The organism is Rhodococcus sp. NPDC003382 (assembly GCF_053589135.1).
The window spans coordinates 55,337-69,764 of record NZ_JBSFRH010000030.1; the positions used below are offsets into that span (position 1 = coordinate 55,337).

At 68.3% G+C, this 14,428-nt stretch carries 14 protein-coding genes; 10 read left to right on the top strand and 4 right to left on the bottom strand.

Annotation, left to right across the window (positions count from 1 at the left end; translation table 11 throughout):
• The 8 genes from ACWDUD_RS20125 to ACWDUD_RS20160 all read left to right on the top strand — a co-directional run bounded on the left by ACWDUD_RS20125 (window position 1) and on the right by ACWDUD_RS20160 (window position 8,691).
• Entirely contained in the window at window positions 1-1,227 is a 1,227-nt protein-coding gene (locus tag ACWDUD_RS20125; RefSeq protein WP_450110407.1) for a cytochrome P450, read from the top strand.
• On the top strand, window positions 1,220-2,017 hold the full coding sequence (locus ACWDUD_RS20130; protein ID WP_450110408.1) for an SDR family oxidoreductase: 798 nt from the start codon (window positions 1,220-1,222) through the stop codon (window positions 2,015-2,017). Before ACWDUD_RS20125 ends, ACWDUD_RS20130 begins: the two co-directional genes overlap by 8 nt.
• Window positions 2,014-3,375: a cytochrome P450 gene (locus ACWDUD_RS20135; protein WP_450110409.1), complete on the top strand. Its 1,362-nt coding sequence runs from the start codon at window positions 2,014-2,016 to the stop codon at window positions 3,373-3,375. Before ACWDUD_RS20130 ends, ACWDUD_RS20135 begins: the two co-directional genes overlap by 4 nt.
• A gap of 7 nt (window positions 3,376-3,382) precedes the next feature.
• Window positions 3,383-3,604 (top strand): ferredoxin, encoded by a 222-nt coding sequence (locus ACWDUD_RS20140; protein ID WP_450110410.1) that lies wholly within the window; start codon window positions 3,383-3,385, stop codon window positions 3,602-3,604.
• 28 nt (window positions 3,605-3,632) lie between these two features.
• On the top strand, window positions 3,633-4,184 hold the full coding sequence (locus ACWDUD_RS20145) for a Cif family virulence factor (protein WP_197254554.1): 552 nt from the start codon (window positions 3,633-3,635) through the stop codon (window positions 4,182-4,184).
• Window positions 4,178-5,443 carry a hypothetical protein gene (locus ACWDUD_RS20150; RefSeq protein ID WP_450110411.1) on the top strand — a complete coding sequence of 422 codons (1,266 nt, stop codon included), beginning with the start codon at window positions 4,178-4,180 and terminating at the stop codon, window positions 5,441-5,443. Before ACWDUD_RS20145 ends, ACWDUD_RS20150 begins: the two co-directional genes overlap by 7 nt.
• Window positions 5,444-5,468: 25 nt before the next feature.
• Entirely contained in the window at window positions 5,469-7,061 is a 1,593-nt protein-coding gene (locus tag ACWDUD_RS20155) for an acyl-CoA synthetase (RefSeq protein ID WP_450110412.1), read from the top strand.
• A gap of 61 nt (window positions 7,062-7,122) precedes the next feature.
• Window positions 7,123-8,691, top strand: coding sequence for a GMC oxidoreductase (locus ACWDUD_RS20160; protein WP_450110413.1), 1,569 nt, complete (start codon window positions 7,123-7,125; stop codon window positions 8,689-8,691).
• A gap of 78 nt (window positions 8,692-8,769) precedes the next feature.
• Here ACWDUD_RS20160 and ACWDUD_RS20165 read toward each other — a convergent pair whose 3' ends face one another.
• Window positions 8,770-10,236 carry an FAD-dependent oxidoreductase gene (locus ACWDUD_RS20165; protein WP_450110414.1) on the bottom strand — a complete coding sequence of 489 codons (1,467 nt, stop codon included), beginning with the start codon at window positions 10,234-10,236 and terminating at the stop codon, window positions 8,770-8,772.
• A 26-nt stretch (window positions 10,237-10,262) separates the two neighbouring features.
• Window positions 10,263-11,111, bottom strand: a complete 849-nt coding sequence (locus tag ACWDUD_RS20170; protein ID WP_197254548.1) for an LLM class F420-dependent oxidoreductase — start codon at window positions 11,109-11,111, stop codon at window positions 10,263-10,265.
• A 263-nt stretch (window positions 11,112-11,374) separates the two neighbouring features.
• On the opposite strand from ACWDUD_RS20170, the gene ACWDUD_RS20175 reads away from it, so the two are divergent.
• Window positions 11,375-12,025, top strand: coding sequence for a TetR family transcriptional regulator (locus ACWDUD_RS20175; RefSeq protein ID WP_450110415.1), 651 nt, complete (start codon window positions 11,375-11,377; stop codon window positions 12,023-12,025).
• 66 nt (window positions 12,026-12,091) lie between these two features.
• Here ACWDUD_RS20175 and ACWDUD_RS20180 read toward each other — a convergent pair whose 3' ends face one another.
• The gene (locus ACWDUD_RS20180) at window positions 12,092-12,922 is read right to left on the bottom strand and encodes a hypothetical protein (RefSeq protein ID WP_450110416.1); all 831 of its coding nucleotides are present in this window, start codon (window positions 12,920-12,922) and stop codon (window positions 12,092-12,094) included.
• 253 nt (window positions 12,923-13,175) lie between these two features.
• On the opposite strand from ACWDUD_RS20180, the gene ACWDUD_RS20185 reads away from it, so the two are divergent.
• Complete coding sequence (locus ACWDUD_RS20185; protein ID WP_197254543.1) at window positions 13,176-13,382, top strand: hypothetical protein; 207 nt, start codon at window positions 13,176-13,178, stop codon at window positions 13,380-13,382.
• Between the two features lie 7 nt (window positions 13,383-13,389).
• On the opposite strand, the gene ACWDUD_RS20190 is transcribed toward ACWDUD_RS20185, so the two are convergent.
• Window positions 13,390-14,394 (bottom strand): lysylphosphatidylglycerol synthase transmembrane domain-containing protein, encoded by a 1,005-nt coding sequence (locus ACWDUD_RS20190; RefSeq protein ID WP_374068758.1) that lies wholly within the window; start codon window positions 14,392-14,394, stop codon window positions 13,390-13,392.
• Window positions 14,395-14,428: the final 34 nt, after the last annotated feature.

The window sequence follows — 14,428 nt, forward strand, 5'->3', positions numbered from 1 at the left end:
ATGACTCAGGCCTCGCTCGACACGTCACTGTTCGGGCCGTTGCTGTTCGACCCCTACGACTACGACTTCCACGAAGACCCGTACCCGATCTACCGTCGGCTGCGTGAGGAGGCGCCGCTCTACCGCAACGACGACCTCGGCTTCTGGGCCCTGTCGCGCCACGCGGACGTCGTCGCCGGATTCCGGGACAACACGAGACTGTCGAGCGCCAACGGTGTTTCGCTCGATCCGTCCGCCTACGGGCCGCACGCGCACAAGGTGATGTCCTTCCTGGCGATGGACGATCCGCGGCACATGCGGATGCGTCAGCTCGTCTCCAAGGGCTTCACGCCCCGCCGCGTCGCCGACATGCAGGAGCGCATCCTCGAGCTCACCCTGGGATATCTCGAACCTGCCGTGGAGACAGGCGAATTCGACTGGATCGCCGAGTTCGCCGGCAAGCTGCCGATGGACGTGATCTCCGAACTCCTGGGCGTTCCCCGGCAGGACCGCGCCGAGATCCGCCGCCTGGCCGACCTCGTCGTGCACCGCGAGGAGGGCGTGCTCGATGTCCCCGTGGCCGCGATGGAGGCCTCGCTCCACCTCGTCGGCTACTACGCCGACATGCTCACCGAACGTCGTACCCGCCGCACCGAGGACCTCACCTCGGCGCTGCTCGACGCGGAGATCGGCGGCGACCGGCTCACCGACGACGAGATCATCGGGTTCATGTTCCTGATGGTCGTTGCCGGCAACGAAACCACCACCAAACTGCTCGGCAACGCCCTGTACTGGGGTGCGGTCAACAAGGACGAGGCGGCGCGGGTACTGCGCGACCCGGAACGCGCCCCCGAATGGACCGAGGAAACGCTGCGTTACGACACCTCGAGCCAGATCGTCGCGCGCACCGCCGCCGCTGACATCGACGTGCACGGCGGCACCATCCGCGAGGGCGACAAGGTGCTGCTGCTCATCGGATCCGCGAACCGCGACTCCGAGGTCTTCGAGGACGCCGACGAATACCGCATCGGCCGCGACAGCACCAACAAGCTCGCGAGTTTCGGTGGGGGAGTACACTTCTGCCTCGGTGCTCACCTGGCCCGGCTGGAAGCGAACATCGCGCTCGAACAGTTCGCCCGCAACGTCGCCGACTACGACGTCGATTTCGACCGCTGTGAACGAGTCCACTCCACCAACGTCCGGGGCTTCGCCGCACTGCCCCTGAAAGTGACCCGCCTCCATGCCTAGATTCGAACCCCACCCGGCGCGCCGCCCCGCGATCGTCAGTGGCGCCTCCTCCGGAATAGGCACCGCCACCGCCTACGCCCTCGCCGAACTCGGGCATCCGGTCGCGCTCGGCGCCCGCCGCGTCGACGAGTGCGAGGCGATCGCCGAGAAGATCCGTGCCGAAGGCGGAGAAGCGATCGCGCACTTCCTCGACGTGTCCTCCACCGAATCCGTCGACGCCTTCGTCACCGCCGCGGAGGCCGCGCACGGCCCCACCGAGATCGTGGTCTCCGGCGCCGGTGACATGGACTTCGCGCTCGTGCACGAAATGGACCCGGACCGTTTCGAATTCCAGGTCGATGTCCATCTCGGCGGCACCCAGCGTCTCGCCCACCGGGTCGTGCCGGGGATGATCGAGCGCGCCCGCGGCGACTTCGTGGTCATCGGCTCCGACTGCGCCGTCGACGCCCGGCCCCGCGCCGGCGCGTACATCGGCGCCAAGACCGGCCTCGAGGCCCTCGTGCGCCAGATGCGGATGGAACTCGAAGGCACAGGTGTGCGCGCCTCGACGGTGCGTCCCGGTCCGACCCAGACCGCGGCCGGGATGGACCAGCCGGAAGAGGTCGTCGGGCCCCTGCTCGAGGACTGGATCCACTGGGGCCTGGCGCGGCACCCCTACCTCCTGCGGGCCTCCGACATCGCCTCTGCAGTGGCGTCGGTCGTCTCCGCGCCCCGCGGCGCGCACATCGTACTCGTCGAGGTCCAGCCCGAAGCTCCTCTGCGGAAGAACGAACGGAAGGCCCAGTCATGACCGGTACTGCAACGGCTCCGCTCCGCGTCTCCGGCGGCGAACACGAGCACGGCCACCTCGAGGAACTGCGCACCGACCCCATCGCGCTGATGAAGCGAGTCCGCGAGGAGTGCGGGGACGTCGGCGTCTTCCAGCTCGCCGACAAGAAGGTTGTGCTCCTCTCGGGAGCCGAGGCCAACGAGTTCTTCTTCCGCGCCGCCGACGAGGACCTCGACCAGCAGGCCGCCTACCCGTTCATGAAGCCCGTCTTCGGTGAGGGTGTCGTCTTCGACGCCAGCCCGGAACGGCGCAAGGAGATGCTGCACAACACGGCGCTGCGCGGCGAGCAGATGAAGGGCCACGCCGCCACCATCGACCGTGAGGTCCAGGACATGATCGCCGGCTGGGGCGACGAGGGCGAGATCGACCTGCTCGAGTTCTTCGCCGAGCTGACCATCTACACCTCGTCGGCCTGCCTGATCGGCAAGAAGTTCCGCGACGAACTCGACGACCGCTTCGCGCACCTCTACCACGACCTCGAAAAAGGTACGGACGCCCTGGCCTTCGTCGACCCGTACGCGCCGATCGAGAGCTTCCGGCGCCGCGACGAAGCCCGCAAAGGCCTGGTCGCGCTCGTCCAGGAGATCATGAACGGCCGCATCGCGAATCCGCCGCAGGGCAAGGAGGATCGCGACCTGCTCGACGTGCTCGTCTCGATCAAGAACGAGGACGGCACCGAGCGGTTCAGCGCGGACGAGGTCACCGGCATCTTCATCTCGATGATGTTCGCCGGGCACCACACCACGTCCGGCACCGCGGCGTGGGCGCTCATCGAACTGCTGCGCAACCCGGAATACCTGGAGAAGGTCACCGACGAACTCGACACCCTCTACGCCGACGGCGCAGATGTGAGTTTCCATGCGCTGCGCCAGATCCCGGTCCTGGAAGCGGTGCTCAAGGAGACACTGCGGCTGCACCCGCCGCTGATTCTGCTGCTGCGCGTCGCCCGCGGCGACTACGAGGTCGGCGGCTACCGCATCTCCGACGGCGACCTCGTCGGCGCGACCCCGGCGATCTCCAACCGGATCCCCGAGGACTTCCCGAACCCCGACACCTTCGATCCGGGCCGCTACATCGACCCGAATCAGGAGGACATCGTCAACCGCTGGACGTGGATTCCGTTCGGCGCCGGCCGCCACCGGTGCGTGGGCGCCGCGTTCGCGCTCATGCAGCTCAAGGCGATCTTCTCGATCCTGCTGCGCGACTTCGAATTCGAGATGTCCCAGCCCGCCGACTCGTACCACAACGATCATTCCAAGATGGTGGTGCAACTCGCGCAGCCGTGCGCGGTGCGGTACCGCCGTCGCGCCCGGAAGTGAGGACACCGTGAAGGTCGAAGCGGATCTCGATCTCTGCCAGGGACACGCCATGTGTTCGATGGAGGCCCCCGACGTGTTCGCGGTCGCGAAGCACGGAACGGTGGAGATCCTCATGGACACCGTCCCGGAATCGCTGCGCGCCGACGTCGAAGCAGCCGTCAAGTACTGCCCCACCCGAGCCCTGAGCATCCTCGAAGACCGACAACAGGCGACGACAGCAGACGACTGACAACAGAAGACCGACAACAGGAGACACCATGGCCCCGTTCGATCGTGCCGAGCTGGACGAGATGATCCAGCGCTGGATCGATGCCAACAAGCGAGCCGAGGCCGACGGAGACTGGAAACCGTTGGCCGACATGTACACCGAGGACGCCACCTACGGCTGGAACTACGGCCCGAAGGAAGAGTTCATGGCCGTCGGTCGTGAGGAGATCCGTGAGCTGGCCCTCGGCCAGGAGATGGACGGCCTCGAAGGCTGGGAGTACCCCTACCAGCAGTTCGTCGTCGACGAACGCACCGGCGACGTGATCGGCTTCTGGAAGCAGATCTCCGACGCCACCCGCGAGGACGGCTCGCACTACACCGTGCAGGGCATCGGCGGCAGCTGGTTCCGCTACGGCGGCAACTTCCAGTGGTCCTGGCAGCGGGACTTCTTCGACTTCGGGAACGTCTCGCACCTGTTCCTCGAGATGATCACGGCCGGAGCGCTGTCCGACGGCATGAACAGGCGCATCGAGCGGTCGATGTCCGGTGAGAAGCTGCCGGGCTGGTATCCGGTGGGGAAGTCCCCGGTACCGCTGTGGTGACCGCGGGGGACCGGGTTACCGGATCATCGTTCGCGGCGCTGTCCCGCCGCGATCTGGCTGTGCTCGTCCCGGAACTGCTGCTGTGCGGGCAGCTCATCGACAGATCCGGGATGGCGCACCTGATCTCGGCGTTCGGCCGCGACGGCATGGCCGAGGTCGCGATCGAGGAGTGGCAGGCGTCGAGCCCCTGGTACACCAAGCGCATGCAGCGGGCGTTGCGTTTCGAGAACGACGACGTCGAAACGATCTTCAAGGGAATGCAATTCGACATCGGGGCACCGCCGCAGTTCATGGACTTCCGGTACCGCGTGGACGATCGCAACCACGGCGAGTTCTGGCTCGACCACTGCGGTGCGCTGATGGATGTGGAGCCGCTCGGCGACGAGTACGTCACCGCGATGTGCCACGACATCGAGGACCCCACCTTCGACGCCACGGCCCTGGCCACCAACCCGCACGCGCAGGTCCGGCCCATCCACCGGCCTCCGCGGCGGCCCGCGGACCGGCACCCGCACTGCGCGTGGACCGTCGTCATCGACCCGTCGCACGAGCCACCGCCGGTGGAACCACACACCGAGGCACTCGGCCGGACCGCCGCGGTCGCGGTGGCACTGAGTCCCATCGACCCCCACGACGACGGCAATGCCGACTATGCGGGGCCGCTGCTGTCGGACGTGCGCTTCGGCGACTTCTCCCACTCCGCACTCGTGCGCATCGCCGAGGAGGTGTGCCTGCAGCACCACATGCTCACGCTCGGATTCCTGCTCGGGGTGCGCAAACGGACCGACGAAACCTCGGCCCTGACGATCGCGCGCAAGCAGCTCACCGGCATAGCCGGGCTGACCTCCGAACGCATCGGGAACGCGCTCGGCCTTCCCGCCGACCTCGAGGGACTGGCGACGGTGCTGTCGGTGCACCCGGTGTTCGCGCCGCGGCAGTACGTCGACCGCGACATCCGGTTCGACGGGCAGCGGCTCGAACTGAGCATCCGCCGCAGCGGGGGAGCGCACACCGACGGTGCCTGGCCGACGCTCGTCGACGGCGAGCACCTCGAAGCGCTGAATGCCCTTGTGCGCGGGGTTGATCCGCATTTCAGCGTGCGGGTCGTCGCCGAGGACGCCGATGCGCTCGTCGTCGAGGTGATCGTGGAGCCGACGCCCGCGAAGGAATGCGGTGAGGTCGCGATCACCCGGTTCAGCACGGGGTCGAACTTCGTCTTTGCAGATCGAGGAATTCCCTTGCCGCTCACTGTGGTCTGAGCGCGCGACCCGAAAGGATCTCTGCGTGGCCCACAATTTCGCGGACCTGTTCGAACACGCCGTCGACGCGGTGCCGGATCGTGTGGCGCTCATCGTCGGCGACCGTCAGGTCACGTTCCGGGCGCTCGACGCCCGTGCCAACCGCCTCGCCCATCACTTCATCGGCGCAGGTTTCGGCGAGGGCAGCCACATCGGCATCCACCTGCACAACTCGATCGAGGCCGTCGAGACCGTCTTCGCGGCGTTCAAGATCCGGGCGGTGCCCATCACCGTCAACTACCGCTACACGTCCGACGAACTGGCGTACCTGTACGGCAACGCCGAGCTCGACGCCCTCGTGTTCCACCGGACCTACGCGCAGGTCGTCGAGGATGTGCTGCCGTCGGTGCCGAAGCTGCGGCACAGCCTCGTCGTCGACGACGGGCACTCGGAGACTTCCTCGTCGTACGAGGCCGCGCTCGCGTCGAGCTCACCCGAACGCGGCTTCGGGCCGCGTTCCGGCGACGACCGGTACATCGTCTACACCGGAGGCACCACCGGCCGTCCCAAGGGCGTGGTGTGGCGGCAGGAGGACATCTGGCGTGCCCTGGCCGGCGGATCCGACTTCTACAGCGGCGAGCCCGTCCCGGACGAATTCCACCAGTGCCGGCTCGCCGCCTCCGCGGCGGAACCGGGCCGGTGGCTGTTGCTGCCGCCGCTCATCCACACCTCCGCCCTCATGACGATGTGCAACTCGCTGTTCTCGGGCAACACGGTGCTGCTCGACCACCATTTCGACGCGCACCGCTCCTGGGAGATCGTGCAGCGGCACCGGCCGCAGGTCATGGTCATCACCGGTGATGCGATGGGCCGCCCGCTCGTCGACGCGCTCGTCGGCGGCGGCTACGACCCGACCGGGCTCGGTGTGGTGGCCTCCGGTGCCGCACTGTTCTCGCAGTCGGTGAAGGACGCGATGTTCGACGCGGTTCCGGGGGTGCTCATCTCCGATTCGGTCGGCTCCTCGGAGACCGGATTCAGTGGAATCGGCATCGCGTCCAAGGGGGTCGTGCAGGACGGCGGCCCGCGGATCGGTGCGGGCCGCGGCTCGCTGGTCGTCGACGACGACGGTCGTCCGGTCATCAGCGGAGAAGGCTGGCTCGCGAAGAAGGGCCATGTGCCGTCCGGGTACTACAACGATCCGGTGAAGTCCGCCGAGGTCTTCAAGGTGATCGACGGCGAGCGGGTCGTCGTCACCGGCGACCGTGCCCGCGCCGAGGGAGACGGCACGATCACCCTGCTCGGCCGCGGCAACATGGTCGTCAACACCGGGGGCGAGAAGGTGTTCGCCGAGGAGGTCGAGGCGGCACTCAAGGCGCATCCGGGCGTGTACGACGCGATCGTCATCGGCGTGCCGGACGAGCGGTGGGGGCAGCGGGTCGCCGCCGTCGTCCGTCCCCGTGACGCCGCCGCGTTCGATGTCGGCGACGTCGAACGGCACACCCGCAGCACGCTCGCGGGCTACAAGATTCCCCGTTCGATCTGGTTGTCCGACACCGTCGAACGCACACCCAGCGGCAAGCCCGACTATCGCTGGGCGCACGAGTACGCGTCGAAAACCGAGCCACACCACACCATCTGACGCACCGGCCCGTGGTGGCCCGCGTCGTCGCGGGCCGGTCCATCTCGCGAGGAGCCCCTACGTGGATACTGCGCTGTCCCGCCGGACCCTGCTCGGCGGTGCCGCGGCCGCCGCACTCACCCTGACCGTCACCCGCATACCGCGGGCGCGGGCCCGGGTCACCGAGGAACGTCACCGCGCCGTCGTGATCGGCAGCGGCTTCGGGGGCGCGATCACCGCCGCGCACCTGGGCCGCGCGGGCGTGCAGACGCTCGTGCTCGAACGCGGCCTGCGCTGGCCCACCGGTCCGAACGCGCAGACCTTCCCGCACATGTTCGCACCGGACCATCGGGCGTCGTGGCTGTCGCCGCTGCCGGTGATGACCGGTGCCCCGCCGATCCCGTCGGCGCCCTACACCGGACTGATGGAACGGGTGAAGGGCAACGGCATCGACATCCTGTGCGGTGCCGGGGTCGGCGGCAGTTCGCTGCTCTATCACGGCATGACGTTGCAGCCCGACGGCGAACAGTTCGCGCGGTCGGTGTCCGCGCGGATCGACTACGACCTGCTCGACCGGGAGTACTTCCCGCGGGTGGCCCGGACGCTGCACCTGGCCACAATTCCCGACGACCTGCTGCACCACGAGAGGTACCGGTCCTCGCGTCAATTCCTCGAACGCGCCGTCGCCGAGGGCCTCGACGTGTTCCGGGTGCCGATGCCCATCGACTGGGATTTCGCGCGCCGCGAGCTGACCGGGGAACTGTCGCCCTCGTACACCAACGGCGATCTCATCTACGGAGTCAACAACGGTGGCAAGTACTCCGTCGACGTCACGTGGCTCGCCGACGCCGAGGCCACCGGGAACGTCCACGTCGAAACCCTGCACCGCGTCAACGACATCGAACGCGGCGCGGACGGACGGTGGGTCGCGCACACCGACCGTCTCGCGACCGACGGCACCGTCGTCGAGCGCAAGCGGATCGTCGCGGACGCGCTGTTCCTCGGTGCCGGATCACCTGGCACGACACGGCTTCTCGTCAAGGCGAAGGCGAAGGGTCTGGTACCGGACCTGCCGGACGGTGTCGGCACGGGGTGGGGCAACAACGGTGATCGTGTCTTCTCGGTGACCACGCCGCTGCTCGGTCCCGGTGCGTTCCAGGGTGGTCCGGCCTGCGTCGGGTTCCGGGACTTCGGCAACCCGGCGGGCGCGTTGACGATCGTGACCGGCCCGGTACCGTTCCCGGTCGATCTGGGCACCACCTCGGTGATCGGCTTCGGCACGGTGAAGGGCCTCGGCCGCTGGCACTACGACGCCTCGCGCGACGACGCGGTGCTCACCTGGGACCAGGCCTACGACCGTGAACTGACCCGCGCGATCGAGGCGCGGATCCGGCAGGTCGCCGGCCCGGCCGCGATCCTGCTCGACGTGAACGCGTTGGACGTCAACACGTTCCATCCGCTCGGCGGCGCCACGTTCGATGCGGTGTGCGACGACGCCGGCCGCGTGCACGGCCAGCGCGGTCTCTATGTCGTGGACGGAGCGAAGATTCCCGGCTCGACCGGCGCCTGCAATCCGTCCATGACGATCGCCGCGCTCGCCGAGTTCGGCGCCGACGACATCGTCCGCCGCGACTTCGGCACTGTCTTCTGACCGGTGACGGGTGCCTCGCTGTCGCCCGAGTGTCGTCGAGCGGCAGAGAGGCACCCGTTGTCCGCAGGTGCGGGTGCGTCAGCCCTTGGCGGCGGAGATGCCGGCGCGGCGGCCGAAGAAGCTGCCGTCGCCCAAGGAGGTTCCGCTCGCATACCCGCCGGCACACACACCGGACGTGCAGCGACCGGCCGCGAACAGACCGGGGATCGGCTCACCGGAGACGTGCAGTACCTCCGAGTCGACGGTGGTGCGCAGTCCCCCGAGCGTGAATCCGGCCGTGAAGTTGCGCAGGTCCAGCGCGGCGACCGGGGTGCCGATGGGCTTGACCCACTCGCTCTTCTTGCCGAGGACCGGATCCTCCCCGTTCGCGGCATGCCGGTTGTACACCTCGACGGTGGCCTGCAGGGTTCCGGCGGGCAGATCCATCTCCGCTTCGAGTTCCTCGACCGTCTCGGCCACCCACTTCGGCGGGTACCGGAAGTACGCCGTGGAACTCTGTGTGGCGCAACCTTCTTCGTAGGCCGCCTCGTCGATGACGAGGAAGGACTGATTACCGTTCTCGAAGAGGGTGAGCTGCCCGATCCGGCCCGGGTAGGTGTCCTCCGGGACGTACCGCTGCCCGCGGGCGTTGACGAGGATGCCGCGCGCCAGGAGCTGCGGGTCGCCGAAGAACGCGACCTCGGTCGCGTCCATGTGCGCGACGTCGGCGCCGAGGGCCTGTGCCATGCGGATACCGCGGCCGTCGTGCTCCTCGACCGCGGCACCGGGCCGGCCGATCAGCCGCGGCGCGTACGCCTCGACCATCTCCTTGTTGTAGGCGAAACTGCCCGTCGCCAGGACGACGCCGCGACGCGCCCGCACGTGCAGGTCCTTGCCGTACCGCTTGGCCGAGATACCGACGACGCGCCCGGTGTCGCCGACGATGAGGCGCTGCACGCGCACGTCGTATTCGGCTTTGACACCGAGCTTTTCGGCGGTCTCGGTGAGTGGCTTCATGATCATGTAGCCGCCGCCCTGCTCGCCGGTGCGCTTGTTGCTCATCTGCGGCACGTGTCCGCGGGGCGCCGGCGTCGCGATCTCGTTGAACGGCGCCGCGTTCTCGCCACCGGAGTACATCAGCCCGTCGTCGCCGGGGATCTCCCAGCCCGGTTCACCCCAGAAGCTCTCCTTGAACACGACGCCGTTCTCGACCAGCCAGTTGTAGTGGTCGACACTGCCCTCGCAGTATTCGGTGAGCTTTGCGTCGTCGGTGCCGGGGCCGAGTGCCGCCGCCATGAAGGCCTTCATGTTCTCGGGGGTGTCCTCGAACCCCAGCGCCTTCTGCAACGGGGTGCCGCCGCCGAGGTACAGGATGCCGCCCGACAGCGAGGCCGCTCCGCCCCAGCCGCCGGTGCGTTCGAGGACCAGGACATCGGCGCCGGCGCGCGCGGCCTCGATGGACGCGCAGACACCGGCGATCCCGTTGCCGGCGATGACGACGTCGGCCTCGAAATCCCAGGCGGAGATCTCCTCGGCGCGCAGGGGGTGCAGGGGAGTAGAGGTCATTGGTGATCCGTTCTGGTCGTGCGGTCTCAGTATTCTGCGATCTGGGTCGCGAGGCGTTCGATGTACGCGAGGACCTCGTCCTCGGTGCGGTCGGGCAGACCGAAGACCACTTCGGTGACACCGACCTCGCGCCACACGCGCAGTTCGTCGAGGTCGGGCCGGCCCGCCAGGGCGAGAACCTCGGGGCTGCCTTCGCGTCCGGCCTCGGTCCACATCTTCTGCAGGCGCAGGACGTGCTCGTCGATGTTGCGGTCGCGCGGCGTGGTGATCCAGCCGTCGGCGGAGCGGACGATCCACTCGAAGTTGCGGTCGGTCGGGCCGGCGCCGAGGAGGATCGGCGGCCGCGGCTGCCGGACCGGCTTGGGCCACGCCCAGCTCGGGCCGAATTCGACGAATTTGCCGTGGTATTCGGCTTCCTCCTGGGTCCACAACGCGGCCATCGCCTCGAGGTACTCGCGCAACGCGGTCCGGCGCTTCTTGGGGTCGACCCCGTGATCGGCGAGTTCCTCGGCGTTCCAACCGAATCCGACACCGAGGGCGACGCGGCCGCCGGAGAGGTGATCGAGGGTCGCGATCGTCTTGGCCAGGGTGATCGGATCGTGCTCGAGCGGCAGCGCGACCGACGTGCCGAGCCGGATGGTCGAGGTGACCGCGGCGGCGAGGCCGAGCGTCACCCACGGGTCGAGGGTGCGCATGTAGCGGTCGTCGGGAAGGGTCGCGTCGCCGGTTCCGGGATGCGCCGATTCCCGGTTGATCGGGATGTGGGTGTGTTCGGGCACGTAGAAGCTGTCGAAGCCGTGGGCCTCGGCGGCTTTCGCGGCGGAGTCGGGGCGGATGCCGCGATCGCTGGTGAACAGGGTGATGCCGTGGCGCACGGTGCTCCCTCTCTCTTCCGGTGACTGCAAGAAATGTAACGCGTTCTACCTTTCCGGGGAAGGATTTTATGGACAGGTGTCTGATTTTGTGTCCGACCGCGGCATTCACCCTGGTCGGTGGGTGGTGGGCGCGCACTCCGGATTCCCTCTCAGTGGGACGTGCGCTGCCCGGCCCGGGGCCTCGAGGCAGTGTCGTCGAGTGCGGAAGGCCGCGGAAACCGCTCCACTACGCTGGTTCGGTAGACCACACGGAAGGTGACGTGATGCCGAAGGAGCCGACGACGGGCCGAGCACAGCCGACGAGGGCGGACGGGCCCCCGGGTTCCGGACTCAGGCCGGCGCAGCGTGCCCGGTACGACCGCATCATCGCCTCGGCGAAGGAACTCGCCACCGAGGGCGGGTACGACGCGGTGCAGATGCGCGCCGTCGCGGAACGCTCGGGAGTCGCGCTCGGCACCGTCTACCGTTACTTCCCCTCGAAGAACCACCTGCTGGTGGTGGCCACCCTGCAGATGTTCGAGCAGTTCGCCGAGCAGTTCGACATCGAGCACACCCCCGGTTCGTCACCGCGGGAACGGGTCATGTGGGTGCTGCACGGCGCGCTGGCGCAACTCGAGCGCGAACCCCGGCTGTACGACGCGCTGGTGCGGGCTTCGATGTTCGCCGATTCCTCGTCGGCGGCCGAACTGGACCGGCTCGGCAAGGTCATCACCGGCATGTACGCGCGCGCGGCGGGGATCGAGACGATCACCGAGGAACTGGAGAACGCGGTCCGCATCATCACCGATGTGTGGATGTCGAGTCTGGTGAGCTGGGCTGCGGGACGGCAGACGGCGGAGCAGATGATCGCGCACATGGACACCGCGGTCGGGCTGGTGTTCTCCCGGCTGGAGCGGTTGCAGAAAGCGAGCTGACCCGGCCCCACGGAGGGTGGGACCGGGTCAGGTGCTGTATGGGGTGAGTGGTGTTGCGCCCCGGTGCTATTCGGCTGCTGCCGGGACGTCGACGATGCCGACGGTCGGCAGGAAGAAGCACGACGTCTCGCCGTTGGTGACCGTGCCGAACACGGCAGCGAGGACCGTGCCGGAACCGGTGTCGACCGGTGCGACGCGGGCGCCGCCGAGCGGGACGGCACTCGAGAAGAACTGTCCGATGGCCTCGCTGACCATGGGGCGCAGGATCTCCGGAATCTCGTCGGGGACCGCCGCAGCCGCAGCCTCGCCGATCGTGCCCATGGGGACGAAACCGCCCTTGAAGGTGCTGACGTTGAACCATGCGACCTGCATACCGCTCGTGTCCTCGCCGTCGCGTTCGATACCGGCGGGGACGAACGCGAACAGCGTCTGGCCGGGGTCGACGGCATTCAGCGCGGGCAGGCCGGGGAGTTTCAGATCCGGCCACGCGCCCGGAACCGCGCCCGCGACCGCCGGGGCGATGCCGAGCGGCAGGCCGCTGTCTTCGTTGCAGAACGGTGCGCCGGTCGGATACAGGAACGGCTCGATGCCGAGTTTGCGCAGGAACTCGATGGCGTCCTGGTAGGCGGAGACGGGGTTCGCGTCGGCGACATCGGTGACGCCGCCGCGTGCACCGGCGATGGCTTCCGCCGCAGCGACCGCGGTGGGGTCCGCACCCGCTGTGCTGTGCAGCGCGTCGAGCACCGCGGGCAAGGGGGTCACGACGGGTGCCGGCTCGGCGGCAGGGGCGACGGGGTCCGCAGACGCAACGGTCGGAAGGGCGAGCGCGGCGGCGGCTGTGACGGCGGCGGCCGCACTCGTCAGACGCATCCGGTGACGGGTGGTCCTGCGTGTCATGAACTGCTCCTGTGCGTGTCGGGACGGTGGTCGTCCGCACCCCCAAACTCTAAAGTCTCAAGTGATAGTTGAGGGTACTGGGAGACAGCAGACCACACCGGACGCGGTAAGGCGAACCCGCCGCGCGACTGTGTTATCCAAACGAAATGTCGTGTGTGCCCGAATCGGAACGGCAACGATCATCGTGGAGAGGACCGCGGAGAGGACGCGGAGAGGACACTGAAACCAGGGGATTCTTCACCTGGAGTGGGTCATGGGAGCTTTGAAGGGTTTGCTCGGCGTAGTGGTGGGACTCCTGACCGCCGTGCTCGGCACGGTCGTAGGAGTGCTCGCGGCGGTGGTGTGGTTGCTCGGGGCAATCCTGTGCGTGACGATCCTCCTGCTGCCACTCGGAATCCCGGTCATCAGGCTCGCCAACCGGCTGTTCGGACTGGCGGGGCAGCTCATGCACCTTCCCTGACCGTCGCTCAGTCGTCCTTCCACAAGGTGCCCAGATCGGGGCCGGGCTCCTCGTCCGCCGGTGCACCTCGATAGCGCAGGGCGAACACGATCCATCCGATGACCGCGATCATCAGGAAGCTGATCAGCCGGTACACCACGACGGCCGAAAGGGCCTGGGCGCCGGTCATGCCGCTCGCGGTCAGTGCCGGGACGAGCACCGCGTCCATGACCCCGAGCCCGGCGGGCAGCAGCGGGATCGCGCGGCTCGCCGCGGTTCCGGCCGCGTAGGCCACCGCGATACCCGCCAGGCTGGGGGTGCCGCCGATCGCGTACGCCGCGAAGGCCAGGCACGCGCCGTCGCACAACCAGTTGAGGATCGACCACGAGAACGCACGCAACGTGTGCGGGCGGTCCAGCTGGACGGCGCCCAGCTGGTCGACGATCCGTTTCCAGGCCCGCACCCACGTGTGTTCGGGCTTCTTGCGCAGCCGGTTGAAGCCGCGCAGCGCGATGATGCCGATCGATTCGAGCGATCCGGGATTGCTCGCCGCGTACTGCACGAGCACGACGAATGCTGCGAACCCGCCGATCGAGAAGATCAGGGAGAACGGGTTGGTGGTCGCACCGACGAGCAGTGCGCCGACGAGACCCAGCAACGCGAGGCCCGCGGCCTGCAGCAGGCCCGCCATCACCAGCTGCCAGGTCGCGACCACCGGGCTCGCGCCCCACTTGCGCATCTGCCGATACGTGAAGGTGGTGCCGATGACCGGACCACCGGGAAGGGTGACGCTCATCGAGTTCGCGGCGTAGGACACCGACAGCGACTGCCGCTGCGTGACGGTGACAGCGGCAGCGGACAGCAGGGTGCGCTGCACCCGCGCGAAGCTCGACATCTCGAGCAGCGACGCCCCGATCGCGGCCACGACCCACTGCCAGTGCAGGTCGCCGAGGGACTTGACGCTGGTCGACAGTTCCGGCCAGATCAGCACCACCTCGACCGTCAGAACGACGACGAGCACGACCCCGACGATCCACTTCAGGTATCGCTTGTGAGCCGGTCTCAGG

Coding starts and splice junctions, on each gene's coding strand:
- ACWDUD_RS20125 (WP_450110407.1), top strand. CDS start 1: ATGACTCAGGCCTCGCTCGACACGTCACTGTTCGGGCCGTTGCTGTTC.
- ACWDUD_RS20130 (WP_450110408.1), top strand. CDS start 1,220: ATGCCTAGATTCGAACCCCACCCGGCGCGCCGCCCCGCGATCGTCAGT.
- ACWDUD_RS20135 (WP_450110409.1), top strand. CDS start 2,014: ATGACCGGTACTGCAACGGCTCCGCTCCGCGTCTCCGGCGGCGAACAC.
- ACWDUD_RS20145 (WP_197254554.1), top strand. CDS start 3,633: ATGGCCCCGTTCGATCGTGCCGAGCTGGACGAGATGATCCAGCGCTGG.
- ACWDUD_RS20165 (WP_450110414.1), bottom strand. CDS start 10,236: ATGACCTCTACTCCCCTGCACCCCCTGCGCGCCGAGGAGATCTCCGCC.
- ACWDUD_RS20175 (WP_450110415.1), top strand. CDS start 11,375: ATGCCGAAGGAGCCGACGACGGGCCGAGCACAGCCGACGAGGGCGGAC.
- ACWDUD_RS20180 (WP_450110416.1), bottom strand. CDS start 12,922: ATGACACGCAGGACCACCCGTCACCGGATGCGTCTGACGAGTGCGGCC.
- ACWDUD_RS20185 (WP_197254543.1), top strand. CDS start 13,176: ATGGGAGCTTTGAAGGGTTTGCTCGGCGTAGTGGTGGGACTCCTGACC.